The organism is Gordonia sp. SL306, from assembly GCF_026625785.1.
Lineage (GTDB): Bacteria > Actinomycetota > Actinomycetes > Mycobacteriales > Mycobacteriaceae > Gordonia.
On record NZ_CP113063.1, the window covers coordinates 4,767,814 to 4,793,016 of the forward strand.

General features: G+C 67.9%; 24 protein-coding genes and 1 pseudogene. 12 read left to right on the top strand and 13 right to left on the bottom strand.

Translation table 11 applies throughout. The features are described from left to right. Positions 1 to 2: 2 nt before the first annotated feature. Positions 3 to 1,022, bottom strand: a complete 1,020-nt coding sequence (locus OVA31_RS21830; protein ID WP_164308352.1) for a sigma-70 family RNA polymerase sigma factor — start codon at positions 1,020 to 1,022, stop codon at positions 3 to 5. Positions 1,023 to 1,179: 157 nt separating this feature from the next. Continuing rightward, positions 1,180 to 1,641 carry a DUF3099 domain-containing protein gene (locus tag OVA31_RS21835; RefSeq protein WP_267628645.1) on the bottom strand — a complete coding sequence of 154 codons (462 nt, stop codon included), beginning with the start codon at positions 1,639 to 1,641 and terminating at the stop codon, positions 1,180 to 1,182. Between the two features lie 154 nt (positions 1,642 to 1,795). Between OVA31_RS21835 and OVA31_RS21840 the strand changes: the two genes are divergently transcribed. Then, complete coding sequence (locus tag OVA31_RS21840) at positions 1,796 to 2,065, top strand: DUF3039 domain-containing protein (RefSeq protein ID WP_164308354.1); 270 nt, start codon at positions 1,796 to 1,798, stop codon at positions 2,063 to 2,065. A 13-nt stretch (positions 2,066 to 2,078) separates the two neighbouring features. On the opposite strand, the gene OVA31_RS21845 is transcribed toward OVA31_RS21840, so the two are convergent. Then, on the bottom strand, positions 2,079 to 3,341 hold the full coding sequence (locus OVA31_RS21845; RefSeq protein ID WP_267631647.1) for a YihY/virulence factor BrkB family protein: 1,263 nt from the start codon (positions 3,339 to 3,341) through the stop codon (positions 2,079 to 2,081). 396 nt (positions 3,342 to 3,737) lie between these two features. Here OVA31_RS21845 and OVA31_RS21850 point away from each other — a divergent pair, with 396 nt between their 5' ends. Continuing rightward, positions 3,738 to 5,507, top strand: a complete 1,770-nt coding sequence (locus OVA31_RS21850; protein WP_267628646.1) for a DEAD/DEAH box helicase — start codon at positions 3,738 to 3,740, stop codon at positions 5,505 to 5,507. 76 nt (positions 5,508 to 5,583) lie between these two features. Here OVA31_RS21850 and OVA31_RS21855 read toward each other — a convergent pair whose 3' ends face one another. Next, positions 5,584 to 5,790 (bottom strand): DUF7455 domain-containing protein, encoded by a 207-nt coding sequence (locus OVA31_RS21855; protein ID WP_161059271.1) that lies wholly within the window; start codon positions 5,788 to 5,790, stop codon positions 5,584 to 5,586. A gap of 257 nt (positions 5,791 to 6,047) precedes the next feature. Continuing rightward, positions 6,048 to 7,007, bottom strand: coding sequence for a sulfite exporter TauE/SafE family protein (locus OVA31_RS21860; protein ID WP_267628647.1), 960 nt, complete (start codon positions 7,005 to 7,007; stop codon positions 6,048 to 6,050). A gap of 320 nt (positions 7,008 to 7,327) precedes the next feature. On the opposite strand from OVA31_RS21860, the gene OVA31_RS21865 reads away from it, so the two are divergent. Next, complete coding sequence (locus OVA31_RS21865) at positions 7,328 to 7,720, top strand: DUF952 domain-containing protein (RefSeq protein WP_267631648.1); 393 nt, start codon at positions 7,328 to 7,330, stop codon at positions 7,718 to 7,720. A 39-nt stretch (positions 7,721 to 7,759) separates the two neighbouring features. Here OVA31_RS21865 and OVA31_RS21870 read toward each other — a convergent pair whose 3' ends face one another. Together OVA31_RS21870 and ppgK are read right to left on the bottom strand one after the other, a co-directional pair. Then, complete coding sequence (locus OVA31_RS21870) at positions 7,760 to 9,208, bottom strand: RNA polymerase sigma factor (protein WP_267628648.1); 1,449 nt, start codon at positions 9,206 to 9,208, stop codon at positions 7,760 to 7,762. Between the two features lie 182 nt (positions 9,209 to 9,390). Beyond that, positions 9,391 to 10,179 (bottom strand): polyphosphate--glucose phosphotransferase, encoded by a 789-nt coding sequence (gene ppgK / locus OVA31_RS21875; protein WP_267628649.1) that lies wholly within the window; start codon positions 10,177 to 10,179, stop codon positions 9,391 to 9,393. Positions 10,180 to 10,371: 192 nt separating this feature from the next. On the opposite strand from ppgK, the gene OVA31_RS21880 reads away from it, so the two are divergent. Continuing rightward, positions 10,372 to 11,274, top strand: a complete 903-nt coding sequence (locus OVA31_RS21880) for an inositol monophosphatase family protein (RefSeq protein WP_267628650.1) — start codon at positions 10,372 to 10,374, stop codon at positions 11,272 to 11,274. A gap of 61 nt (positions 11,275 to 11,335) precedes the next feature. On the opposite strand, the gene cei is transcribed toward OVA31_RS21880, so the two are convergent. Further along, positions 11,336 to 12,055, bottom strand: coding sequence for an envelope integrity protein Cei (gene cei / locus OVA31_RS21885; protein ID WP_267628651.1), 720 nt, complete (start codon positions 12,053 to 12,055; stop codon positions 11,336 to 11,338). A gap of 442 nt (positions 12,056 to 12,497) precedes the next feature. Here cei and OVA31_RS21890 point away from each other — a divergent pair, with 442 nt between their 5' ends. Continuing rightward, positions 12,498 to 12,797 (top strand): DUF4193 domain-containing protein, encoded by a 300-nt coding sequence (locus OVA31_RS21890; protein ID WP_161059266.1) that lies wholly within the window; start codon positions 12,498 to 12,500, stop codon positions 12,795 to 12,797. A 48-nt stretch (positions 12,798 to 12,845) separates the two neighbouring features. On the opposite strand, the gene OVA31_RS21895 is transcribed toward OVA31_RS21890, so the two are convergent. Further along, positions 12,846 to 13,430: a DUF3093 domain-containing protein gene (locus OVA31_RS21895; RefSeq protein ID WP_267628652.1), complete on the bottom strand. Its 585-nt coding sequence runs from the start codon at positions 13,428 to 13,430 to the stop codon at positions 12,846 to 12,848. A 22-nt stretch (positions 13,431 to 13,452) separates the two neighbouring features. On the opposite strand from OVA31_RS21895, the gene dut reads away from it, so the two are divergent. Then, positions 13,453 to 13,983 carry a dUTP diphosphatase gene (dut, locus tag OVA31_RS21900; RefSeq protein ID WP_267628653.1) on the top strand — a complete coding sequence of 177 codons (531 nt, stop codon included), beginning with the start codon at positions 13,453 to 13,455 and terminating at the stop codon, positions 13,981 to 13,983. Between the two features lie 52 nt (positions 13,984 to 14,035). Continuing rightward, positions 14,036 to 14,860: a DUF3710 domain-containing protein gene (locus OVA31_RS21905; protein ID WP_267628655.1), complete on the top strand. Its 825-nt coding sequence runs from the start codon at positions 14,036 to 14,038 to the stop codon at positions 14,858 to 14,860. Positions 14,861 to 14,878: 18 nt separating this feature from the next. Here OVA31_RS21905 and OVA31_RS21910 read toward each other — a convergent pair whose 3' ends face one another. Further along, positions 14,879 to 15,589, bottom strand: a complete 711-nt coding sequence (locus tag OVA31_RS21910) for an alpha/beta hydrolase (protein ID WP_267628656.1) — start codon at positions 15,587 to 15,589, stop codon at positions 14,879 to 14,881. 117 nt (positions 15,590 to 15,706) lie between these two features. Between OVA31_RS21910 and OVA31_RS21915 the strand changes: the two genes are divergently transcribed. Together OVA31_RS21915 and OVA31_RS21920 are read left to right on the top strand one after the other, a co-directional pair. After that, positions 15,707 to 16,084 (top strand): OB-fold nucleic acid binding domain-containing protein, encoded by a 378-nt coding sequence (locus OVA31_RS21915; RefSeq protein WP_164308364.1) that lies wholly within the window; start codon positions 15,707 to 15,709, stop codon positions 16,082 to 16,084. Then, complete coding sequence (locus tag OVA31_RS21920) at positions 16,065 to 16,835, top strand: DUF3159 domain-containing protein (protein ID WP_420714100.1); 771 nt, start codon at positions 16,065 to 16,067, stop codon at positions 16,833 to 16,835. Before OVA31_RS21915 ends, OVA31_RS21920 begins: the two co-directional genes overlap by 20 nt. A gap of 45 nt (positions 16,836 to 16,880) precedes the next feature. Here OVA31_RS21920 and OVA31_RS21925 read toward each other — a convergent pair whose 3' ends face one another. Continuing rightward, a complete protein-coding gene (locus OVA31_RS21925; protein ID WP_164308366.1) occupies positions 16,881 to 17,540 on the bottom strand; it encodes a potassium channel family protein in 660 nt (219 codons plus the stop codon). A 19-nt stretch (positions 17,541 to 17,559) separates the two neighbouring features. After that, a complete protein-coding gene (locus OVA31_RS21930) occupies positions 17,560 to 18,225 on the bottom strand; it encodes a potassium channel family protein (protein ID WP_267631650.1) in 666 nt (221 codons plus the stop codon). Between the two features lie 148 nt (positions 18,226 to 18,373). Between OVA31_RS21930 and OVA31_RS21935 the strand changes: the two are divergent. From OVA31_RS21935 to dxs, 3 genes and pseudogenes are all read left to right on the top strand, one after another. After that, positions 18,374 to 20,387: pseudogene (locus tag OVA31_RS21935) on the top strand (APC family permease). Next, positions 20,384 to 21,721 carry a class I SAM-dependent RNA methyltransferase gene (locus tag OVA31_RS21940; RefSeq protein WP_267628657.1) on the top strand — a complete coding sequence of 446 codons (1,338 nt, stop codon included), beginning with the start codon at positions 20,384 to 20,386 and terminating at the stop codon, positions 21,719 to 21,721. The pseudogene OVA31_RS21935 and the gene OVA31_RS21940 overlap by 4 nt, the downstream one beginning before the upstream one ends. A 165-nt stretch (positions 21,722 to 21,886) precedes the next feature. After that, positions 21,887 to 23,881: a 1-deoxy-D-xylulose-5-phosphate synthase gene (dxs, locus tag OVA31_RS21945; RefSeq protein WP_420714101.1), complete on the top strand. Its 1,995-nt coding sequence runs from the start codon at positions 21,887 to 21,889 to the stop codon at positions 23,879 to 23,881. 16 nt (positions 23,882 to 23,897) lie between these two features. Here dxs and OVA31_RS21950 read toward each other — a convergent pair whose 3' ends face one another. Next, a complete protein-coding gene (locus OVA31_RS21950) occupies positions 23,898 to 25,196 on the bottom strand; it encodes a ribonuclease D (protein WP_267628658.1) in 1,299 nt (432 codons plus the stop codon). Positions 25,197 to 25,203: the final 7 nt, after the last annotated feature.

The window sequence follows — 25,203 nt, forward strand, 5'->3', positions numbered from 1 at the left end:
GATCAGCTGGCATAGGCGCGCAGGCGCTCGGCGCGCTCGCCCTGACGGAGCTTGCCCATGACCTCGCGCTCGATCTGCCGCACGCGTTCGCGCGACAGCCCGAACATCCGGCCGATCTGGTCGAGGGTGCGCGGCTGACCGTCGTCGAGGCCATAGCGCATCCGGATGACCTGCTGCTCACGCTCGTCGAGCGTCGACAGCACCGAGCGGATGTCGGAGTGCAGCAGACCGGCAATCACGGCGTTCTCGGCGGAGGTCGCCTCGGCGTCCTCGATGAAGTCGCCCAACGGCGCCTCCTCGTCGCTGCCGACCGGCATGTCCAGGCTGACCGGATCACGGCTGTGGTCGAGAAGATCGGCGATCTTCTCCGCCGGGATGCCGGACTCGCTGGCGAGCTCGTCGTCGGTGGCCTCACGGCCGAGCTGCTGATGCAGTTCACGCTTGATCCGCGCCAGCTTGTTGACCTGCTCGACGAGGTGGACGGGCAGGCGGATGGTGCGACTCTGATCGGCCATGCCGCGGGTGATGGCCTGACGGATCCACCACGTCGCGTAGGTCGAGAACTTGAAGCCCTTCGCGTAGTCGAACTTCTCCATCGCGCGGATCAGACCCAGGTTGCCTTCCTGGATCAGGTCGAGCAACGGCATACCGCGACCGGTGTACCGCTTGGCCAGCGAGACGACCAGCCGGAGATTGGCCTCGAGCAGGTGCGCCCGTGCCGCCTCGCCCTCGCGGACGATGACGGCGAGGTCACGCTTACGGGTGGCCGACAACCGCTTCTTGGTGGCCAGGAGGTTCTTGGCGTAGAGGCCCGCCTCGATCATCTTGGCGAGTTCGACCTCCTGCTCGGCGTTGAGCAGAGCCGTACGGCCGATGCCGTTGAGATAGACGCGAACGAGGTCGGCGGCCGGGGACTGTGCATCCAGATCCTGCTCCGTCATCGCGGGGCGGGTCCGGGTGGAATCGAGATCGTCGGCGAATCCTGTAGTCGTGGTCGGGCGTGAAACTGTCGAGCGTGACATTCGGCCTCCTGACTTGAGTGCGTTCATGAGGTCCAACGCGTTCGAGGGGGTGAAAGTTCCCGGGGGTTCCCGCGACTGTGTCGACGGAGATACGGGTGACCAGCGGTTTCCGCGAGACGATTCAGCGGGCTACATGAGAAGTTGCTGAGAGTGTCGGTCAGCGGGAACCGCGTTCCGAATCGCCCTCGGCCTGTTCGCGCCCAGTGTCAGTGGTCGAGTCGACGACGCGGGATTCGGGGCCTGCGGCCGGGCCGCCCAGCGACATCGGTCCGACGACGGAATGATCGGCGCCGTACTTGTATTGCGGTGCCTCGCCACGCTTACGCGGCGGGCGGTCGTTGGCGATCAGGACCGCGACCCACGGGATGGGTATCGAGATCGCGACGATGGCGAGTGCGAGCAGCCCGTTGTGCGTCGAGCTGTAGACGATCCCGGCGATCACCAGGGCGGGAACGCGAAAGGCCATCAAGGTCAGGTACTTGCGCACCCGGGCGCGTTGCTGATCTTCGAGGGATTGCTGGGCATCGGTGATCAGGAAGGCGTCGCGGTCGTCGCGATGGGGTACTCGGGCACCATCTGTACCGGTGCCCCCTCGTGCCCCAGATCCGTCGCCAGCCATGGTTCCACTGTCCCACTTTCGGGTGGGGATTGCACCGGCGGGATCCCGGCGCCCGGATCCACCGCGGGGGTGCCTCCGACGATCGATCGGAGCGCGACGGCAGGTGATCGACGCGGCTGGCCGCGGACACCGGCTTTGTCGCACAATGGAGCCCATGGGAACGCAGACGATTGAGCGGCCGGACCTCGACGAACGGACCGACGTCGACGAACGGCCGGATGCCGACGCCACCGACAGGGGCGACGACGATCGGCCAAAATTCTTTCACTATGTGAAGAAGAACAAGATCGCCGAGAGCGCCGTGATGGGGAATCATGTGGTCGCGCTGTGCGGCGAGACCTTCCCGGTCACACGCTCGGCCAAGCCCGGGTCACCGGTGTGCCCGAAGTGCAAGAAGATCTACGAGCGGATGAAGAAGAGCTGAGCGTCGCGGTCGCTCACGCGACCGGACCGTCGTCGGGCGGACGTGCGCGGGTGGGTCGTGCACGTATCGGCTGATCGTGCCCGCTGCCGGGATCGCCGGAGGACCGGCCACGCCGGATCGGTCCGGAGGACAGGCGGTCGGGCAGTGTCTTGAGCTGACCGGTGATGTCGGAGGTCTGCGACGACACCCAGTCGCGCACCTGGGTAGACGCGGCAGGCTTTGCGGGCCACAGCGACTGGACCGCGGCGTTGAACTCGGCACCGACGACGATCGCGAATCCCAGGAAGAACGTGAACAGCAGGAACGCGATCGGGGTCGCCAGCGCGCCGTAGGTGTAGCCCGCCCGGGTGATCGCGGTCAGGTAGATGCGCAGGATGTAGCTCGCGATCCAGAAGAACACGCCGGCCACCACGGCGCCGCCGACCAGGCGATGCCAGGGCAGCGGATTGGGCAGCGCCAGGTGGTAGAGCGTGGTGAGCACGATCAGCATCAGCGCCGCGACGAACGGGAAGTAGCCGTAGTCGATCAGATGGGTGACGATCGGATCCCAGGATTCGGGCACGATCTCGTGCAGATAGTTCGGACCGAGCGCGACCAGTGGCAGCAGGAACACCGCGATGATCAGGAACCCCACGTAGAGGAACAAGGCGAAGAAGCGCTGCCACACGGGGTTTCGTACCTGGTGCTGGTCGTGGGCTCGCACGATCGACGCGACGAAGCAGGAGACCGCCGACGAGCCGGCCCACAGGGAGATGATGAAGCCCGCCGAGATCACCACGACCTTCCCGCGCCCGAGGACGTTGTCGACGGTGGGTTTGATGATGTCGCTGACGACGTTGTCGGAGAAGGTGCGGTTGGCGAACGCGATGATGCGCTCGTAGATCACCTCGACGGTGTCGGGGCCGAACCATCCGGCGATGTAGCCGACGCTCCCGAGGATCCCGAGTACCAGCGGTGGCAGCGAGAGGGCCTGCCAGAAGGCGGCCTGGGCGGCCCAACCGACGATGCCGTCGTCCCAGGACTTCTTGATGGTCCGCCACACCAACCGGTGCAGATTGGGCAGCACCGGCGGGCCGGGCGGGTGCGGGAGCTCGACGGCCGGGTCATCGTGGCCGGCCGGCTCCGGCCCATCGGTGCGCCGGGGTGCACCGCTCTGTCCGGCGTCGAGTGGCTCCGCGTCGAGTGGACGTTCGGGGGTCCGTCGTGGTGGAGGCCCGGAATCCCGACGCGGCGGCCGGGCCGACTGGGGGACGGTGGGCGGCGCGGGGCCGACGATCGGGGTGGTCGGCGAGGTGGCGTCGGGGGGACGGCCCGCATCGCCCCGGTTCCGCGCATAGCGCCCAGCCGCCGACGACGTGCTGTCCTCGGTGATCGGTACGGGGTTCCGATTGCGACTGTTTATGGCTCCAGCATCCCTGATCACGTACCGAAGCGGGTGACCCGGTCCCGGCGTGGTGTGTGGTCTGTCGGATCCGTCACCCGACGGCCGCGACGATCTGTGCGACACCCGCGGCCGAGTGCGCGTCGCCCGAGCCGTCGTCGGTGACCCCCGGTAGCATGGCCCGCGTCCCCTTGAGTGTGCGGATGGATCAGGAGCCGAGCGACCGGGCCGGCCGAAGATCGCGTGCACGAGGGGATGTTTCATGCCCCCGGAACGTGGTGTCCGGCCCCGATGACAGGTGTCAGGAGCAGTGCAGGAGTGACTTCAGCAGCCCACGACGACCCGCCCGCCGACGAGGTGCCAGTCCCGGCAGACCCGGCGCTGCGCGCCTGGCAGCGGCGCGCACTGACGAAGTACCTGACACGCCGTCCGCAGGACTTTCTCGCGGTTGCCACACCCGGCGCAGGCAAGACGACCTTCGGGCTCCGGGTGGCGCGCGAACTGCTCGACGACCGTACGGTCGACCAGATCGCCGTCGTCGCGCCGACGGAACATCTCAAGCACCAGTGGGCCGAGGCGGCCGCCCGGGTGGGAATCGCCCTGGACTCGCGGTTCAGCAACTCGACCGGCCAGACCAGTTCGGATTACCACGGGGTCGTTCTCACCTATGCGCAGGTCGCGGCCCATCCGACTCGCCATCGTGTGCGGACCGAGAACCGGCGGACCCTGGTGATCCTGGACGAGATCCACCACGGCGGTGACGCCAAATCGTGGGGCGACGCGATCCGCGAGGCATTCTCCGATGCGACACGGCGTCTGGCATTGACCGGAACGCCGTTCCGCTCAGACGACTCGCCTATCCCGTTCGTCACCTACGAACCCGAAGCGGGCGGGGTGTTGCGATCGAAGGCCGACCACACCTACGGCTATGCCGACGCGCTCGCCGACGGAGTGGTCCGTCCGGTGGTCTTCCTCGCCTACAGCGGACAGGCCAGCTGGCGAACCAGCGCAGGCGAGGAGTTCACGGCGCGCCTGGGCGAGCCGCTGTCCCAGGAGCACACCGCGCGGGCCTGGCGGACCGCCCTCGACCCACACGGCGATTGGATTCCCGCTGTCCTCGAGGGCGCGCACACGCGCCTGCGCCAACTGCGTGCCGGCGGTATCCCCGATGCGGGTGGCCTGGTCATCGCCACGGATCAGACGACCGCCCGTGACTACGCCGAGCTGCTCACGGCGATCACCGGGAAGCGGCCGACCATCGTGCTCTCCGACGATCCCAAGTCGTCGTCGCGCATCGCCGAGTTCTCGGCATCGGACGACGAGTGGATGGTCGCGGTGCGCATGGTGTCCGAAGGCGTCGACGTGCCGCGTCTCGCGGTCGGTGTCTACGCCACCAGCGCCTCGACACCGCTGTATTTCGCACAGGCGATCGGTCGCTTCGTGCGTTCGCGGCGACCGGGGGAGACCGCCAGTGTCTTCCTGCCGTCGGTGCCGGTACTCCTGGGCCTCGCGAGCGAGATGGAGGCCCAGCGCGACCATGTGCTGGGCAAACCACACCGCGAGAGTGACGGTCTCGACGACGCGCTGCTGATCGATGCGAACAAGCAGAAGGACGAGCCCGGCGAGGACGAGAAGGCGTTCGAGTCGCTCCACGCCGACGCCGAACTCGATCAGGTGATCTTCGACGGTGCGTCGTTCGGCACGGCGACCTTCGCGGGCAGCGACGAGGAATCCGATTACCTGGGGCTCCCGGGCCTGCTCGACGCCGATCAGGTCCGTGCGCTGCTCCGTAAGCGGCAGGCCGAGCAAGTGTCTGATCGGACGGCCGCGGCAGCCGTGGACTCACCTGCACCCACGCCGACCCCCCGTCCCGCGGGGGAGAACCTGCACGCGTTGCGCAAGGAGCTCAACGGGCTGGTCGCGATGCACCACCACCGGACGGGCAAGCCGCACGGGATGGTGCACAACGAGCTGCGTACCCGACTCGGCGGGCCCCCGACGGCCATGGCCAGTGCCGATCAGCTGCGTGAACGGATAGCTGCGCTGCGCGAGTGGCGCTGACACGTCACCGTCGGACACGGATACGACAAGACCCGGCCGGAAACCCGGCCGGGTCTTGTCGGTTTGCTCGTGTCGATCAGACCAATTCGCTCGCGGACTCCACGACCGTGGCGGACAGCTCGACGAGCTTCGCCTCGTGCTCGTTGAAGTGATGACGGCAGAAGAGAAGCTCTCCGCCCGCAGGCAGTACCGCCCGAACCTTGGCGGCTGCGCCGCAGCGGTCACAGCGGTCGGCAGCAGTGAGCGGCATGGAGATCGGGGATGTGGTGGCGGTGTCTGACATGTTTCCTCCGTCCCGGTCCGGCGGGTCCGTCCGAGGCCGGTCGCCTTTCCCTTCGTGAGCCGACACATCGGTCTGATGCGTCGCCCTCACCTTCTCAGACGTTTGGGGGTTTCGTATTGTTCCGAGAGCCCGCGCGGGTGTGTCGTCACTCACCCGTAACACAGCGATCTGCTCTGGCAACAAGGCCGCGATCGGGTGTTACACGTGGTGCGACCCCGATCACACTCCGGGCAGCACTCACGCCTCGCGGCCGACGCTCAGCCCGCGGGTGACACGGACTCGACTCCGGCCGGTGTCACCTCGACCTCACGTTCTTCGCGCGCCCGGCTGATCGCGTCCGAGGACTCGTTCTCGCGGTCGCGCAGGTACTCGCGCAGCGAATAGGCGAACGCGGCAGCCCAGACGGCGACGACGACCACGTAAATGGCCGTCTGTGCTGCGGACGGGACGTCGACGAGGTCGCTGCGCAGCAACGAGCGGGTGTTGGTGAGAACGATCAGGCCGCCGACCGACGCGCCGAGCAACCGCGGCGGGATGTGGCGCACCAGCCAGGCCGCGATGGGAGCGGCGATGACGCCGCCGACCAGGATCGCACCGACCCACGCGAAATTGATGCCCTGCGATCCGAGGCTGAACAGGAAGCCCAGGCTCGCGGCGACCGCGATGATGAACTCGCTGGTGTCGATCGAACCGATGACCTTGCGCGGCTCGAGTCGGCCACTGGCGAGGATCGCCGGCGTGCCGACCGGCCCCCAACCGCCGCCTCCGGTGGCGTCGACGAATCCGGCGATGAGGCCGAGAGGGGAGAGGAAGCGTTTGCGCAGCGGCTTGCCGAGGTGATGGCGGGGGATGCCCTGCAGGGTGAAGCGGGCCAGGATGTAGATGCCCAGGAGCAACAGGATGATCGCCATCAGCGGTGCGGCGGCTTCGGTCGACAGTTTCGACAGCACTGTCGCCCCCAGGAAGGCGCCGATGGCTCCGGGGATCGCGATCCGTCGGACCACCTTCCAGTCGACGTTGCCGAAGCGCCAGTGGGAGATCCCGGACACCAGAGTGGTCCCGATCTCGGCGAGGTGGACGGTGGCCGACGCCGCGGCCGGATTGGTGCCGACGGCGAGGAGCAGCGTGGTGGTGGTGACGCCGTAGGCCATACCGAGGCTGCCGTCGACGAGTTGTGCGGCGAGGCCCACGAGGCCGATCAGAACGATGGTTCGCATGGTGGTCGGGATCTTTCAGGTCAGGTGACGGTGACTGAGCAGAAGTCGACCGGACACGGACCGTGCCACCAGCGGTGGCGGGTACGGGGGATCGTGACCGGGACTTCGCGGGTCGAGGCGCCGCGGGGATCAGGTGATCGGGCCGCGACGCCGACGACACAACATCGACGCCACGCGCAGCAGGTCGACGGTCCGTCGGGTCACAAGCATGCGCAGAATCCTAGGACGTGCGGCCCCGAAAACGGACATTGCGCACCTCGTGGAAATCTCCGCGGGCGCAACCTTGACAAATGGTCTACCCATGGGCGTTGCTGATCGGCATGACCGGACCCGATGAATCACACGTCGCCGTCGACGACGACCGGCCGCGACTCCTCGTGCATCTGTGCACACGCGACGAATGGGACACCGCGCGGCACACCGGCCACCGTGAGCCGCCATCGCTCACCGATGCCGGGTTCGTCCACTTGTCCGATCCCGGACAGGTACACCTGCCGGCGAACCGACTGTTCGGGGGGCGCGACGACCTCGTGCTGCTCGTCGTCGACAGCACCCGGCTGGACGCACCCGTCGTGTGGGAACCCGGGATGCCGGACGATCCCGAGGGTATGCGTTTTCCACATCTCTACGGCGCACTGCCCGCCCACGCGGTGGTCGAGGTGCGCACCTACCGTCCGGACGGTGCCGGTACGTTTCTGCCGCCGTCGATCTGAGATCGACGGCGGCAGAAACGCAGGTTGTGGTGGTCGGGCCTAGTCGAGATAGTCGCGCAGCACCTGCGAACGCGAGGGGTGCCGCAACTTCGACATCGTCTTAGACTCGATCTGACGGATGCGCTCGCGGGTGACGCCGTACACCTGCCCGATCTCGTCGAGGGTGCGCGGCTGACCGTCGGTCAGCCCGAAGCGCAGGCGTACCACGCCGGCCTCGCGTTCGGAGAGCGTCTCGAGCACCGACTGCAGCTGATCCTGCAGCAGGGTGAAGCTCACCGCGTCGACCGCGACGACGGCCTCGGAATCCTCGATGAAGTCGCCGAGTTGGCTGTCGCCCTCGTCGCCGATGGTCTGATCCAACGAGATCGGCTCACGCGCGTACTGCTGGATCTCCAGCACCTTCTCGGGCGTGATGTCCATCTCCTTGGCGAGCTCCTCGGGAGTGGGCTCGCGGCCCAGGTCCTGGAGCAGCTCGCGCTGGATACGGCCCAGCTTGTTGATGACCTCGACCATGTGGACCGGGATGCGGATGGTGCGTGCCTGGTCGGCCATCGCGCGGGTGATCGCCTGACGGATCCACCAGGTCGCGTACGTGGAGAACTTGTAGCCCTTGGTGTAGTCGAACTTCTCGACCGCACGGATCAGACCGAGGTTGCCCTCCTGGATGAGGTCCAGGAACGCCATTCCGCGGCCGGTGTAGCGCTTGGCCAGGGAGACGACCAGACGGAGGTTCGCCTCGAGCAGGTGGTTCTTGGCGCGGTTGCCGTCCCGGGAGATCCAGTTCAGATCACGCTTGGACGCCGTGCTGATCTTGTCGCCGGAATCGACGAGCCTGCGCAGTCGCTCGGTGGCGAAGAGACCTGCCTCGATGCGCTTGGCGAGCTCGACCTCCTCCTCCGCGTTGAGGAGGGCGACCTTGCCGATCTGCTTGAGGTAGGCGCGGACCGAGTCGGCCGATGCGGTGAGCTCGGCATCCTTGCGCGCCTGACGGAGCGCCTCTGACTCGTCCTCGTCCCAGACGAAGTCGCCTGCCGTTCGTTCTTTCTCTTCCGGGACCTGTTTGCTCTTGGCAGCGGCAGGCTTGGCTGCGCCTGCTGCTGCCGGGACCACCACGGTCGTCTCGGCGTCATCGGTCTCGGCGTCCTCGCTGTCGGGCGAGTCGTCGTCGTCGTCATCATCGTCGACGGCGATGTCGTCGATCTCGACATCCTCGTCGAGCTCGCCGTCGGGGGCGTCGATGTCGTCGATCGTGCCGGTGTCGTCGGCGTCCTCGGTCGACTCGACACCGTCGGCATCCGACGGTTTGGTGGCCTTCTTGGCTCCGCGCTTCGCAGGGGCCTTCTTTGCCGCCTTCTTGGCGGTTGCCTTGCGAGCGGGCGCCTTCTTGGCCGCTTTCTTTGCGGGTCGCTTGGCCGGCGCGTTCTCCGTGGCGGTCGTCGCGTCTGTCGAATCGTCGACGTCGGCCTGGCGGGTCTGGGTGGCTGCCACGTACAACCTTTCGGAACTGACTATCGTGAATCTCTCACGGCGGCATGCGCCGACGCGGATCAGGGCTTGATTTCTCGGTGCGTGATCACCGGTGAGGACCATTGTAACGACATCGCCCCGCCGGATGTGACAAAGACCAGGTCAGTGAGTTGTCGAGACGGCGCCGACGGTCCACAACCGGACTAGGTGCGAAGGCCGGCATCGACAGCCATCGCCGCACCCACGATACCCGCGGTGTTGAGCAGGGTGGCCGGCACCACGGGCGTCTTGTTGGTCAGGTGGGGGATCCATTTGTCGGACTTGCGGCTGATCCCGCCGCCGACGATGAAGAGCTTCGGCCACAGCAGTGCCTCGTATGCCTCGAGGACATGTGAGAGCTTGTGTGCCCACTTCTCGTAGGTCCACCCCTTGTCCTCCTTGACCTTCGACGACGCCCGGTGCTCGGCCTCCTTGCCGTCGATGATCATGTGGCCGAGCTCCGTGTTGGGGACCAGGGTGCCGTTGATGAGGATGGCGGTGCCGATGCCGGTGCCCAGGGTGAGCAGCATGACCACACCGTCGACGTCTGCGCCACCGCCGTGGCGGTCCTCGGCCATCCCGGCCGCGTCGGCGTCGTTCAGGACGGAGACGGTCCGGCCCGACAACGCGGAACTGAAGAGTTCGTACACGTCCGTGCCGATCCAGCCCTTGTCGATGTTGGCGGCGGTGCGCATCGTGCTGTCGGTGATCACGCCGGGCAGCGTGATCCCGACCGGTCCGGTCCAATCGAAGTGACCGACCACCTCGGCGACAGCGCCGGCGACGGCGTCGGGGGTGGACGGTTGCGGGGTCAGCACCTTGAACCGGTCGCCGACGAGCAATCCGGTGTCGAGGTCGACGACCCCGCCCTTGATCCCGGAACCGCCGACGTCGACTCCGAATCCGAGATTGGCTCCCGGTTGGGCGGTGCTCGCTACCTCGGCGTCGGTCATGTCGGAGTCCTCTCTGATCCACCCAATGGGAAATGGCGCGGCCTCAAGGCTATCCAGCCGGTGCGCACCGTGCGCGGGGTCGATGCAAAGTCGTCACCCACCGGACGGCTGCCGTTGCCGACACGCAGCACGCGATTGCTCGGGACCGAGCCCCTGTCGGCGGATCCCGCGCCGGTGTGCTCACATAGGGGCGTGACCGATCATTCCGGGCCAGAGGTCCTCGAGCGCGTCGCGATCGACGTGGCGCAGCGTGCGGCCGACCATGTGCGACGACGCCGCCCGGAGCTGTTCGGTCCGGGACCGGGCCACGATCCCCACGCGGTGCGCGCGGACGCGGACGACCCGGACGAGGACGCGGCGCCCGTCAGCACCAAGTCGACCCCGACCGATCCGGTGACCCTCGCCGACACCGAGACCGAGCAGCTGATCCGCTCGGAGCTGCGGTCCCGGCGCCCGGGGGACGAGATCCTCGGAGAGGAGGCCGGTGGCACCGTGGACGTGCCGTCCGGGGTGCGGTGGGTGGTCGATCCGATCGACGGCACGGTGAACTTCATGTACGGCATCCCTGCTTACGCCGTCTCCGTCGCGGCGCAGATCGACGGCAGGTCGGTGGCCGGTGCCGTGGTCGACGTGGCTCGCGCCGTCACGTACTCGGCCGCGCTCGACGCCGGCGCCTGGGTGGATGCCGGTGACGGGCGGATCAAGCTGTCCTGCAACCCGATCGGTCGCCTCGATCTGGCGCTGGTGGCCACCGGTTTCTCCTACGACGCGAGTCGACGGGCCACCCAGGGCGCGATCATCGCGGAACTGCTCCCGCAGGTGCGTGACATCCGCCGGGTCGGTGCCGCCGCGCTCGATCTGTGCATGGTGGCGAGCGGTGCGGTGGACGCGCATTTCGAACACGGGCTCAGTCCGTGGGACTGGGCCGCCGGTGGGCTGATCGCGGCCGAGGCAGGCGCGCGGGTGTACATGCCGCCCCCGGACTCGCGTTCGGGCGACGGCCATCCGACGATCGCGGTGGCGCCGGGAATAGCGGACGAATTCCTACGACTGCTCGACGGCCTCGGGGCACGAAGCATGATGCCGTCGGCCTGAGACCCTCGGCCTGAGGTCGCCGCCGCCGCGCCGGGATGGCCTCGTCAGCGCGACAGTGGTCTCAGCAGGACGCCGAGTGGACGGCTTTGACCAGCGTCGGGTCGGCGCCGGTGCGCGGGTCCTTCGGATCGGCCGATCGCAGCGCCTCGAGGGCGGCCTGTGCATCCTGCGATTGCTCGCGGCCCTCGTAGTACTTGCCCAGCGCGACGTCGACGCCGGTGCCCTGGCGTCCGTCGTCGACGAGCTGGGCACACGGGATGGCCAGCCAGACCGCGGCGGCGCTCGCCTTGCCCGCCGGACCGAAGCGGATCTGTGCGTAGCAGGACAGGTCCTGGTTGGTGTAGACGGTGTCGTCGCCATACGGGTTGTCGGGGACCGGATTGAAACCCTGGGCGGTCAGGTCGTCGGAGACCGATCGCGCCGCGCCGCGTTGCGACGATGCATTGAGCACCCGGACCTGGAACGTCGACAAGGCGGCCGGGGTGACGGCCAGCATCTCGTCGCGGTTGGCCGGGGCAACCGTCGCGGGCGCCGCGGAAGGCGCGGGCAGCCCGGGATCCGGAGCGGCCGCGGCGGCGGAGGGTTCGGCGGATGCCGGAGTCGGCTGGTTGCAGTTGGTCGGCACGGCCACCGGACCGGAATCGGCGAGCGCGACCGCCCAGGTGATCAGACCTGCGACCAGCAACACGACGGCGACGATGATCGCCGGGCGCGTTCGGCGACGACGGAACGGCCGACCTCTCGCGTCGACCGAAGACCCCGATGTTAGCTGCGACACCACCGTGAACTGGCTCCTTCTCCGACGCCCAACCTTGGCGCCCACTGTAAACGGTGGTCGTCGGCGCGCGGCGCAGGCAGGCCGCACCGGCGGATAACGCCTGTACAGGCCGCCTGCCCGCTCCGTCGGGAGTACGGGTCCGGCCCGATCGCGCCGTGTGCAACGACGCGCGGGGAATGATCCGGCCGAGGAGATCGTTGACCGAGCCACGCCGGTGGACTAAGCTTCGGGCGCCCGCCCCTCCAAACAGTGGGGGGCACGTGGATTGAATGTGATGGAGATCACGCCGATCTGCAGGGTTCTGGGTAACGAATTGCACCGGTCACGACGTTGTAGAGACGCCGCCGGCAAGACAATCCCGGCGGGCTCGCGCACCTACGTTTGTTCGGTCACAAGCCGACATCCGAGAGCGCCCCTCACACTCTCTCAATAGGTAAGGCACACAATGGCTACTGATTACGATGCGCCACGACGCACAGAGACCGAGGACATCAGCGAGGACTCCCTCGAGGAGTTGAAAGCGCGACGCAGCGAAGCCCAGTCCTCGGCCGTCGATGTCGACGAGAGCGACACCGCCGAATCGTTCGAGCTGCCCGGTGCGGATCTCTCGGGCGAGGAACTGTCGGTCCGGGTGATCCCCAAGCAGGCCGACGAGTTCACTTGTACGAGCTGCTTTCTCGTCTACCACCGCAGCCGGCTCGCCCGCGAGAACGGCAATTCGATGATCTGCGTGGACTGCGCCTGACGAACCGATGAGGGAGGCGGGTCGTCGATACCGAACCCGCCTCCACGCTCAGTCGGCGATACCCGCCTCGGCTGCCGCATCGGGTAGGTCGAGAGCGGCCAGCAACGCCGACGGATCCCGGGTGGACACGAGCCAATACGGTGTCGGGTCATCGGGATCGTCGAGCACCAGCAGGACCATCGTCTTGACCCATGCCTTGTGCATGAGGAATGCGGCCGGATCGAGCTGGCGACCCAGTGCTGCACTCTTCGCCGTCGCGGGCACGGTCGCCCCGCGAGCGATGACCGCCCGCGGTAGGCGGGCTCGACCGGCATGGAGTTCACGATCCGGGGTCACCCGGACCGACGCGCGGCCGAGCGACCACAGCATCCACGCGCACAGCAATCCGACCGCCACGTAGCCCACCACGCTCCACGCCGCGCGGTGTGCCGACAGCTGGATCTCGTAGCCCAGTACCCCTGTCACGACCGCTGCGGCCACCCACCACCACCACGGCACGTGGAGGCGTTCATGGAAGCGGTCGGAACCCGAGTTGCCTTCTCCCGCCGATCGGTCTGCGTCGCCGGGGACGCCGGGATGATCGTCGCCGGACGACGAATCGGCCGGATTCTCAGGTGATGCTGGAGGAGTCACGCGACCAGCGTAGTCTGCCCTCGTGACGCCGAAATCCTCCACCGCGGCATCTGACCGACCCGACCCGATCGGGTCGCTGCGGGTCCGCCGACTCGACCCGGACATCCCGTTGCCCACCCGCGCACATCCCGGCGACGCGGGTGTCGACCTGTGTTCGACCATCGACCTCGAACTGCCGCCCGGTCGTCGCCAGCTGGTCGGGACGGGCCTTGCCGTGGCCCTGCCCGTCGGCACAGTCGGGCTCGTTCATCCCAGGTCCGGGCTCGCCGCACGGGCCGGACTCTCGATCGTCAATTCGCCGGGCACGATCGACGCCGGGTATCGCGGGGAGATCAAGGTGTGTCTGATCAATCTCGACCCCGACGAATCGATCTCGATCGCCCGTGGGGACCGGATCGCCCAACTGCTCGTCCAGCGCGTCGAACTGCCGGAGCTGGTCGAGGTCGACGAACTCGACGACACGAGTCGCGGTGGCGGGGGGTATGGCTCCAGCGGTGGCCATGCGGTGCTGGCAGAGGCCGCTCCGGAGATCGACGGGGATTCGGGTCCTTGACCCGACCGACGGTCCACCCCGACGAGCGAACACTTCCCTAGGAGTACACGACATGGCACGAGATGAGCAGGGCGAGTTGAGGATCGGTTCGGCAGAGGGTCCGTACGACATCGAGGCCCTCGACACCCCCGCCGAGGAGCTCGAGAACTCGCATCTCGACCTGGGATCGGTGCTGGTGCCGGTGGTCGAAGGTGGTCAGGTCACGGTGGAGATGTCCGCCGAGCACGAGCCCGAGGCCGTCTACCTGGTCACCCCACACGGGCGGATCAGCGTCAGTGCGTTCGCCGCACCGAAATCCCCGGGCCTCTGGCGAGAGGTCGTGACCGAGCTCGCCGCCTCTCTGCGTGACGAAGGCGCGCAGGTGGCGATCGAAGACGGCCACTGGGGACGCGAGATCATCGCCACCGTTCCCGGTGCCGCACATCGTTTCGTCGGCGTGGACGGCCCGCGATGGATGGTGCGCTGCATCGCCAGCGGGCCCGACGAGACCGCAGACGAGCTCGGCAGGCTCGCTCGCGCGGTGTTGGCCGAGTCCGTGGTGCGTCGCGGTGACGAGCCCCATCCGCCGCGGGACGCGCTGCCGATCGTGTTGCCCCCGGTCCTCGCCGAGCAGGTCGCCGCCGCGCAGCAACAGATGCTCGACGACCAGACGCCGGTCGATGAGGCGGGCACACCGGCAGGTACCGCGGACGCGTCGGTGCCCGGTGGCGCGCTGGAGCAGGTCGCCTCGGCGACGGTGATCAGTGACGAGGCCGTTCCGGCGCCGACGACAGGCGAACCCGCGCCGATCGAAGAGCCCGAGGTGGAGGACGACGAGCCGATGCCGCGCTCATCCGGGTCGGCGATGCAACGCTTCCGGCGCAACCGGCGCAGCTGAATCGGCCGACCGGCCACGTCAGCTGATACCGAGCCACCCTCGCGCGCAACCGAATCCGAGAACGGCAGGGTTGTTGCCCCAGTCCGCGAGGGTCACCTCTGTCAACGCGGACCTCGGTGCCGCCGCCGCCCAGTCCCGACCGACCTCACCGGGATGGACCGGGTCGTCTACGGCCGCGGTGATCGCCAGCGGCGCGGTCAGGGTGGCGATCTGCGCGAGGTCGGGGGAGTGGAACCCGGCGGCCTCGGTGAGCTGATCGGTGAGGCCGGGATGCAGCGCCCGCCATGAACGACTCAGTTCGGCCGCGAGCCAATCGGGACTCGACGCGGCCATCGCGACGATGGTCGGTTCGAGGCCGTCGGTGGCGAGCGCGCCTGCCGTCGCGCGGGCACTCCATGCGGCAGGCGCGGCCTCCGGATCGCCGGTCCAGGCCGGCAGGGCCGCCCACACCCCGGCGCACGGGGTACGCAGCGCCCAGGAGAGCGCGATCGCGGCACCGATGGACACGCCGCCGACGATGAGCGGACCGGCGCTCTCGGCGAGCTCGTCTAGACGTCTGAGATGCCCGTCGACCAGGTTTTTCGACGGTTCGAGCGCGATCAGTGTGAGACCGATCTCATCGGCGGCGGGCCCGAAGGCGCGGTGCACGTAGTCGGCATCGGACCCGGTACCGGGCATGGCCACGATCGTTGTCGGCACCCTCCGATCCGACCTTGCTGTATCGGGCATGTCATGATCATCCCCGACGTTGAACAGGGAGCAAGAAGAGGATTACGCTGGCGGGTGCGAGCAGGGCTTTTCAGCTCAGCCCACTTCGCCTCGCAACAAGTCACCCAGGAGGGTGTGATGGCTACCACCGGTTATCTCAAACGGTTGACGCGCCGGTTGACCGAAGATCTCGGAGATGCCGACGCCGTACAGATCGCGGAGGAGTCGCGTGCCACGGGTGCGCAACGCGCCGCCGAGTGTTGTCGTGGCGATGAGGTCACGATGCACGGTGAGCTGCGGGCTGTGGAGACCTGTTCGCGGTCCGCGAAGGTAGGGGTGAAGGCGGAGTTCTTCGACGGTTCCGACACCGTCGTACTCAAGTGGCTGGGCCGGAACCGGATCCCCGGGATCGAACCCGGCCGGAAGCTGACCGTACGGGGTCGGCTGGCCGAACACGACGGCACCAAGGTGATCTACAACCCGTACTACGAACTCTATGGCTCAGACGACGAATGATCCGTCGGCCGGTGGCCCTGCCGACGACGCAGTCGGTGCCCACAGCCGACCGGACCGTCTCGACGAACCCACCGACGATGACCCAACGCCCGCACCGACGATTCTCGAGCAGATGGGCGGGGTCTCCGGCCTGATCTACTCGACGGTGCCGATCGTGGTCTTCGTCCCCGTCAATGCGGTGTGGGGCCTCACGGCCGCGATGATCGCGGCCCTCGCCGTCGCCATCGCGATCTTCTGTGTGCGCCTCGTCCGCCGCGAGCCCCTCAACCCGGCCATCTCGGGTCTGATCGGTGTCGCGATCTGCGTGTTCATCGCGCACAGGGTCGGAGACGCCAAGGGCTACTTCCTTTTCGGCATCTGGACAACCCTCGCGTACGCCGTGGTCTTCGTGGCGTCGATCGTGGTCCGATGGCCGTTGGTCGGCGTCGCGTGGAACCTCATCAGCGGCGAGGGCATGGCGTGGCGAAAGCATCGAAAGACCTTGCTCGCCTACGACATCGCCACCGCGTTCTGGGCACTGGTGTTCCTCGCCCGATACCTGACCCAGTCCGAACTCTATGACCACGGCAGCACCGGATGGCTCGCCGTCGCGCGCATCTCCATGGGCTGGCCGTTGACCGCACTCGCGGTGCTGGCAACCGTTCTGCTGGTCCGGCGCGCGACGCGGGAAGAGGATCGCATGGAGATCTCCGACGATGCCGCCGGACCGGATCGCGATGGCGCGGAGATCACGGACAACCCACCGCGCTGAACCGCCGCGCTGCTGACGTCCTGCCCACCATCGCGGTTCGGCGGCTCAGTGGATCTGCATCGCCTCGTGCAGTGCGGGCTCGGCTTCGGCGGGCGCGATGAACACCAGCTCGTCGCCGCCCTCGATGGCGTCGTCGCTCTGCGGCACGATCACCCGGCCGCCGCGCAGGATGGTGACGAGTGCAACATCCCGGGGGAGCTCGAGCTTGCGTACCGGCTTGCCGGCCAGCGGGGTGTTCGGAGGCAGGGTGAGCTCGACGAGGTTGGCCTGCCCCTGACGGAACGTCATCAGGCGGACCAGATCGCCGACCGAGACCGCCTCTTCGACCAGGGATGCGAGGATGCGTGGCGTCGAGACCGCGACGTCGACGCCCCAGTCGTCGTCGAAGAGCCATTCGTTGCGCGGATCGTTGACCCGCGCCACCACCCGGTTGACCGCGAATTCGGTTTTCGCGAGCAGGCTCACGACGAGATTGGCCTTGTCGTCACCTGTTGCCGCGACCATCACGTCGAACGTCTGCAGTGACGCCTGCTCGAGATTGCTGAGCTCGCAGGCGTCTGCCTGCACCCACGTCGCCTCCCGCACCGACTCACGGTCGATGTGGGAAGGGTTGCGCTCGAAGAGGGTGACCTCGTGGGAATTGAGCAGGAGCTCACGGGCGATCGAGCGCCCGACTGCGCCGGCACCGGCGATGGCGACCTTCATCGTGTGTTCTCTCTCACCCTCAGTCAGATGTGGTGTACGGGGACCGTGCGGTTGCGCGGGCATTGACGAGATTGTCGATCAGTGTGGCTGCGTAGATGACATCTTCTTGTTGGAGAACGGTTTTCATATCCGGGAGAATCGGGCGGCCGAGTCGGGTGAGGAAGGCGATCCGGGCGCCGGTCTCCTCCTGGAACTTCCCGACGGTCACGCCGATCCACGTCTCGTCGATGTCGAGCTGGGCGATGGCCAGCGACCCCGACGGATCTCGCCACGCAGTGGTCGTCGAGGTCTCCCCGAGAGCCGAGACGAAGCGTTCGGTCGTCCACGGCACGGTCGCGACGGTCGGGATGCCCAGTCGTTCGTAGACCTCGGCGCGCTTGGCGTCGTAAATGCGTGCCACGACCCTTTCCACGCCGAATGTCTCGCGGGCGACACGTGCCGCGATGATGTTGGAGTTGTCGCCCGAGGAGACTGCGGCAAATGCGTCTGCGGTCTCGATCCCGGCCCTTGTCAGGACATCCCGGTCGAATCCGACGCCGATCACGGTGGTGCCGCGAAAATCAGGGCCGAGCCGGACGAAGGCCGAATGGTCGCGATCGATGACCGCCACGGTGTGGCCGCGCTTCTGCATCGCCATCGCCAGCGACGACCCAACGCGCCCGCACCCCATGATGACTACCTGCACGTCCATCCTCTCCACGGCCCTTGTGCCCGAGTCGGTGCCCGGCGCGATACGCGCTGGACGCATCGAACCTACCCGCACGGGGTGGACCCCCGTGCCGGACCTTCGGCCCCTTGTGGCCTTTGTCTACTACACGCTCTAGTGTTGCCTGGTGTCCACCGTGTCCAAGGTGTCCGTGGCGACAAAACGTCTGCTGCTCGGCCGCCCGTTCCGTAGCGACAAACTGGGTCACACCCTGTTGCCCAAGCGCATCGCGCTTCCCGTGTTCGCCTCCGACGCGATGTCGTCGGTGGCATACGCGCCGCAGGAGATCTTCCTCGTCCTGTCCGTCGCGGGCCTGAGCGCGCTGGCCTTCACCCCCGTGGGTCGCCCTGGCCGTGGCCGTGGTGATGGTCGTCGTCGTGGCGAGCTATCGGCAGAACGTCCACGCGTATCCCTCCGGCGGCGGCGACTACGAGGTGGCGACGGTCAACCTCGGTCCCAATGCGGGTCTGACGGTCGGCAGTGCGCTGCTGGTCGACTACGTCCTCACGGTCGCGGTGTCGATCTCGTCGGCAGCGGAGAACATCGGCTCGGCGATCCCCTTCGTGTCTCAGCATCGAGTGTGGTTCTGCGTGGCCGCAATCGTCCTGATGGCCGCCGTGAACCTACGCGGTATCAAGGAGTCGGGCTCGGTGCTCGCCATCCCGACCTATGCGTTCATCATCGGTGTTCTCGTCATGCTCATCTGGGGATTCACCGAGCTGTACATCCTGGACGAGCCGGTCCGGTCAGAGGCCGCGGATTTCGGGATCCGTCCCGAGCAAGATCACCTCGCCGGGATCGCCTTCGTCTTCCTGATCGCGCGGGCGTTCTCGTCGGGTTGTGCGGCGCTCACCGGTGTCGAGGCCATCAGCAACGGGGTGCCTGCCTTCCGCAAGCCGAAGTCCCGCAACGCGGCGACGACACTGTTCCTGCTCGGCGCGTTCTCCATCACCTTGCTGCTCGGTATCGTCCTGCTCGCACAGCGCATCGGTGCGAAATATGTGATGAACCCGGCCACCGACCTGATCGGCGCACCCGAGGGGTACCAGCAGAAGGCGATGATCGCCCAGCTCGCCCATGCCGTCTTCCATTCGTTCACGCCCGGCTTCTATTTCGTCGCGACGGCGACCGCCCTCATCCTGCTGCTGGCCGCGAACACCGCGTTCAACGGCTTCCCGGTGCTCGGCTCGGTGCTCGCGCAGGACCGCTTCCTGCCCCGGCAGCTGCACACCCGCGGAGATCGCCTCGCGTTCAGCAACGGCATCCTGTTCCTTGCCCTGGCGGCCATCATCTTCGTGGTGGCCTTCGGGGCCCAGGTCACCTCGCTGATCCAGCTCTACATCGTCGGCGTGTTCGTGTCGTTCACCCTCAGCCAGACCGGCATGGTGCGGCATTGGACGCGTCATCTGCGCACCGAGACCGACCCGCGGGCCCGGCGGCGGATGATGCAGTCGCGGGTGATCAACTCGATCGGCCTGGTCATGACGGCCACCGTCCTGGTGGTGGTGCTGATCACGAAATTCCGTGCCGGCGCGTGGATCGCGATCCTGGCGATGGTGGCCATCTTCGTGATCATGAAGCTCATCCACCGGCACTATGCGACCGTGCAACACGAACTCGAACTCGAGGAAGACGAACCGGTGCTGCCCAGCCGGACACACTCGATCGTCCTGGTGTCGACACTGCACCTGGCCACGAAACGCGCGGTCCTCTACGCCCGCGCCACCCGACCGGACGCCCTCGAGGCGATCACGGTGAACGTCGACGACCGCGACACCCGCAAGCTGGTGTCGCAGTGGGAGGCGAGCAACATCACCGTGCCGCTCAAGGTGATCGCCTCCCCATATCGTGAGATCACGCGTCCGGTCATCGAATACGTCCGGCGGGTCCGGCGCGAATCGCCCCGGGACGTCATCACCGTGTTCATCCCCGAGTACGTGGTGGGGCACTGGTGGGAGCAGATCCTCCACAATCAATCGGCCCTGCGTCTCAAGGGACGTCTGCTCTTCGAGCCCGGGGTGATGGTGACATCCGTTCCGTGGCAGCTGACGTCGTCGGATCGCCTGAAGAATCGCGATCTCGCGTACTCGGCTCCCGGCGACACCCGTCGTGCCCTCGGCGGCGACTCGGATCAACCGTGAACGAATCCATCGGCGGCGCAGATGGCGTGGGTGCCGAACTGATCGTGCGGCCCGACCGCCCGGCCAACGGCGGTGAGTCCGTCGGCCGCGTGGACGGGCGCGTCGTGTTCGTTCGTGGCGCCATCCCCGGCGAGGAGGTCCGCGTGCGGATCACCGACGACCGGCGGGAGAGTTTCCTGCGCGGTGAGGTGATCGAGGTCCTGGAACCGTCGATGCACCGGATCGATCACCTCTGTGACGCCGCCCACCACGGAGCCGGTTGTTGCGACCTCGGTTTCGTCGACCTCGCGCACGCCCGGGATCTGAAAGAACAGGTCGTCCTCGACGCGCTCGACCGGATCGGCGGGTTCTCGGCGGCCGATCTCGACGGCGTCGGCGCGGGTGAGGTCGTCTCGCTCGGGGACGACGGCACCCACTGGCGAGTCCGCACCCGACTCGGTGTCGACGCCGCCGGTCGCGCCGGGATGCATGCGTTTCACGGTTCGTCGATCGTCACCGACCATCCTTGTGTCGCACCGGAATCCGGGATGGTCGACGGACTCGACGGGTACACCTTCACGCCGGGTGCCGATGTCGCCGTGGTCGCCGACATGGCAGGCAGGCGCCACATCACCGAGATCGCTCCACCGCGGGTGCGCACCCGCGGGCGTCGTCCCGGTGCCCGAGGGCGCACGCAATCTGCACGCCGGGGCCGCGAGGCCCCCCGCGCCCACCGGGTGGTCGACGGTGAACCGGTCGCCGCCCATCGCGTCGGAGACCGGATCTGGCAGATCCCCGTCACCGCGTTCTGGCAGGCTCACCGGGCGGCGCCGTCGGCGTATGCGCAGACCGTGATCGACCTGCTCGCCGACGCGGAACTCCCGGCCGGGCCCGACCCGCTCGTCGCGTGGGACCTCTACGGCGGTGCCGGTGTCTTCGCGGCGGCGATGCTCGACGCCCGGATCGATGTGCTCGACGCGCTCGGTGCCGTGCACGTGGTCGAGTCCGATCCGGCCGCCCTGTCCGCCGCCGAGCAGACGTTCGCCGACGACGACCGCGTGGTCCTGCATCGCGGCGAGGTGGCAGGCGTGGCGGCCGATCTGCCTTCGCCAGACGTGGTGGTCCTGGATCCGCCGCGCACCGGCGCCGGGTCTGCGGTGATCGACGTCGTCGCCGATGCCGACCCGGCCGTGATCGTCCACGTGGGCTGCGATGTGGGCCGCTTCGCCCGTGATCTGGCGCTCTTCGCCGAACACGGGTATCGGCCTCGGGCGATCCGCTCGTTCGATGCTTTTCCGCTGACACATCATGTGGAGGCCATCGCCTGTCTGGTGCCTGCGCATCGCGGGGTGTGACGGAGTCGTCGTCGGGGCGCCGCCTTGCGGGGCGAGGAGCCGATGGTCGGGTCCGTAGACTGTTGAGAACATGACCGTGTGTGCCGTATGGGCCCGGTATGCCGATCGCGCCGACAGCCCCGGTGCGCTCACGAACCGGACCGTGGAATTGTGATGGAGGATTCGATGGGCGTGCTGGACACGATCGGTTCGCCGGCCGACCTGCGGGCGCTGTCGTCGGAGGAGATGACCGCTCTCGCCGCGGAGGTCCGGGAATTCCTCATCGAGAAGGTCTCGGCCACCGGCGGGCACCTCGGTCCGAATCTCGGCGTGGTGGAGCTGACGCTCGCATTGCACCGCGTCTTCGACTCGCCCGCCGATCCGATCGTCTTCGACACCGGTCATCAGAGTTACGTCCACAAGATCGTCACCGGCCGCACGGGGGGATTCGACACGCTGCGGCAGAAGGACGGTCTGACCGGCTACCAGGACCGGGGCGAGAGCGAACACGACTGGGTGGAGTCCTCGCATGCGTCGGCGGCGCTGTCCTACGCCGACGGGCTCGCGAAGGCCTTCGAACTCACCGGGCAGGACACCCGCACGGTGGTCGCGGTGGTGGGCGACGGCGCGCTCACCGGCGGCATGTGCTGGGAGGCCCTGAACAACATCGCCGGTGGTGACCGGCCGCTCGTCATCGTCGTCAACGACAACGGACGCTCCTACGCCCCGACGATCGGCGGGCTGGCGCGGCACCTGTCGGGGCTTCGCCTGCAGCCGGGTTACGAGCGCTTTCTGGACGAGAGCCGCAAGGTGGTCAAGCAGCTGCCCGTCGTCGGGCCGCCGGCCTACGCCGTCCTGCACGGCATGAAGAGCGGGTTGAAGGATCTGATCGCGCCGCAGGCGATGTTCACCGACCTGGGACTGAAGTACGTCGGCCCGGTCGACGGGCACGACATCGGCGCGTTGGAGTCGGCATTGGGTCATGCGAAGGCCTTCGGCGGTCCCGTGATCGTGCACACCGTCACCCGTAAGGGGATGGGCTATGCGCCTGCGGAGAACCACGAGGCCGACCAGATGCACTCCACCGGCATCATCGATCCGCGGACCGGTCGCGCCACCAGTGTCTCGCCGCACGACTGGACGTCAGTGTTCTCGGCCGCCCTGGTCGAGGCGGGGGCACGCCGCGACGACGTCGTCGCCATCACGGCAGCCATGCCCGGGCCCACCGGATTGACGCCGTTCGGCGAGAGATTCCCGGAGCGCATGTTCGACGTCGGGATCGCCGAGCAACACGCGATGACCTCGGCCGCCGGGTTGGCGCTCGGCGGGTTGCATCCGGTGGTCGCGATCTACTCCACGTTCCTCAACCGCGCGTTCGATCAACTGCTGATGGACGTGGCGCTGCTGCGGCTGCCGGTCACGGTGGTGCTCGACAGGTCGGGGATCACCGGCCCCGACGGTCCCAGCCATCACGGCATGTGGGACCTGTCGCTGATGTCGCTCGTCCCCGGGCTGCGTGTGGCAGCTCCGCGTGACGCCGTGCGTCTGCGCGAGGAGTTCGACGAGGCGCTCGCCGTCACCGACGGTCCCACTGCGGTGCGCTTCTCGAAGGGCGCTGTGCCGGAGGACATCCGGGCGGTCGAGCGTCTCGACGACGGCGTCGATGTGCTACATCGGGCCGCACCCGGGGTCGGAGAGGCATCCGGTGACGTCCTGATCGTCGCGGTCGGTGCGTTCTGCGGGCTCGCGGTCGACACGGCGCAGCGTTTGGGTCGGCAGGGCATCGAGACGACCGTGGTCGACCCTCGATGGGTGCTGCCGGTCGCCCGGTCGATCCCGGCTCTCGCCGCGCGGCATCGTCTGGTCGTCACGCTGGAGGACAGCGGCGTGCGCGGTGGCGTCGGGTCGGCGGTCAGCGACGCGCTCTCGATGGCCGATGTCGCGGTTCCGGTGCAACACCGGGGGATACCGCAGGAGTTCGTCACGCACGCGTCGCGCGGGGAGTTGCTCGCCGAATTCGGTATCACCGCACAGGATCTCGCGCGCACCATCACGGCGACGGTGGCCGGTATGCAGGCCGTGCCGGGCATCGACGACACGTCCGACCTCGGTGACCGCACGGAGAGCGCGGAGAGCACGAACGTCGAACCATCGAGTCGGAGCGTCGACCCGGACGCCTGAGCCCTTCGGGCGGGCGTCAGTCCGTCGGCTCGACCGTGACGTCGTTCAGCGCTTCGGCGATGGCCGCCGCGCACAGGTCGCGCTGCCACTGCCGGGCGCCGAGCTCGGCGAGACGATGGTCGACGGACTCCGCGCTTGCGGGGAGATCGACACCATCCCAACACAATTGGCGAACCGTGTCGGGTGCGAGCAGGTTCTCGACCGGGAGATCGTGCGCTTCGGCGATGTCGCGGACCAGAGGTCGGACCTTGGCCGCACGGGCAGCCGCATCCGGATTGCGCTGATCCCATCGGTTCACCGGTGGGAGGCCGATCGATGGTGACTTGCGCGACGGCAGTTCGTTGTCCGGCAGTTCGCGGGCGCGCTGTAGCGCCGCGAGCCAGATGCGCGCGTGCCGGCGCTGCCGGGGTCCACCGAACACCGGCAGCCGGACGAGCTCGGCCTGCGTGGTCGGGTCGGCGTTGGCCGCGGTGACGATCGCCGAGTCCGGCAGGATTCGTCCGGGGGCGACATCTCGGCGCTGCGCGAGTTCTTCGCGGGCTGTCCACAGTTCCCGGACCGCTGCCAGGGTGCGGGTGTTCTTGATGGTGTGGATGTTGGAGGTCTTGCGCCAACGGTCGGTCCGCGGCGGCGGGGCCGGACGCTCGAGAACGGCACGGAACTCCTCGCGGGCCCAGTCCGACTTCCCCGCCTCGACCAGCGCGGCGTCCATCGCGTCGCGTAATTCCACCAGGACCTCGACGTCGAGAGCGGCGTAGTTGAGCCAGTCGTCGGGGAGTGGGCGTCGTGACCAGTCGGCGGCGCCGTGGCCTTTGACCAGGCCGAGACCGAGGAACTCGGCGACCATGGCCGCGAGATTCACCTTGGCCAGGCCGAGTAGACGTCCGGCCAGCTCGGTGTCGTAGAGATCCCGGCAGACGAAGCCGAGTTCGCGCAGACACGGCAGGTCCTGGTCGGCGGCGTGCAGAACCCATTCCGGGCCGTCGAGGGCGGCGATGACAGGTGCGAGCGCGTCCGGGTGTTCGATCGGGTCGAGCAGAAAGGAGCCGGCGCCGAGCCGTCTGATCTGCACCAGATACGCCCGCTGGGAGTAGCGGTAGCCCGACGCCCGTTCGGTGTCGACCGCGATCGGCCCGTCGGCCGCCGTGATCAGCGCGGCCGCCTCGGCGAACTCCGACGGCGTGGTGAGCACCGCGGGAACGCCGTCGGCGGGGTGGAGGAGCGGAGTCGTGGGCGGTCCGGCCGGTTCGCCTGCTTGCGCGTCGTCGGGCTCACCCGGTGGTGGGCCCGTGGGCTGATCGTCACCGGTGGTCATGGCCGAA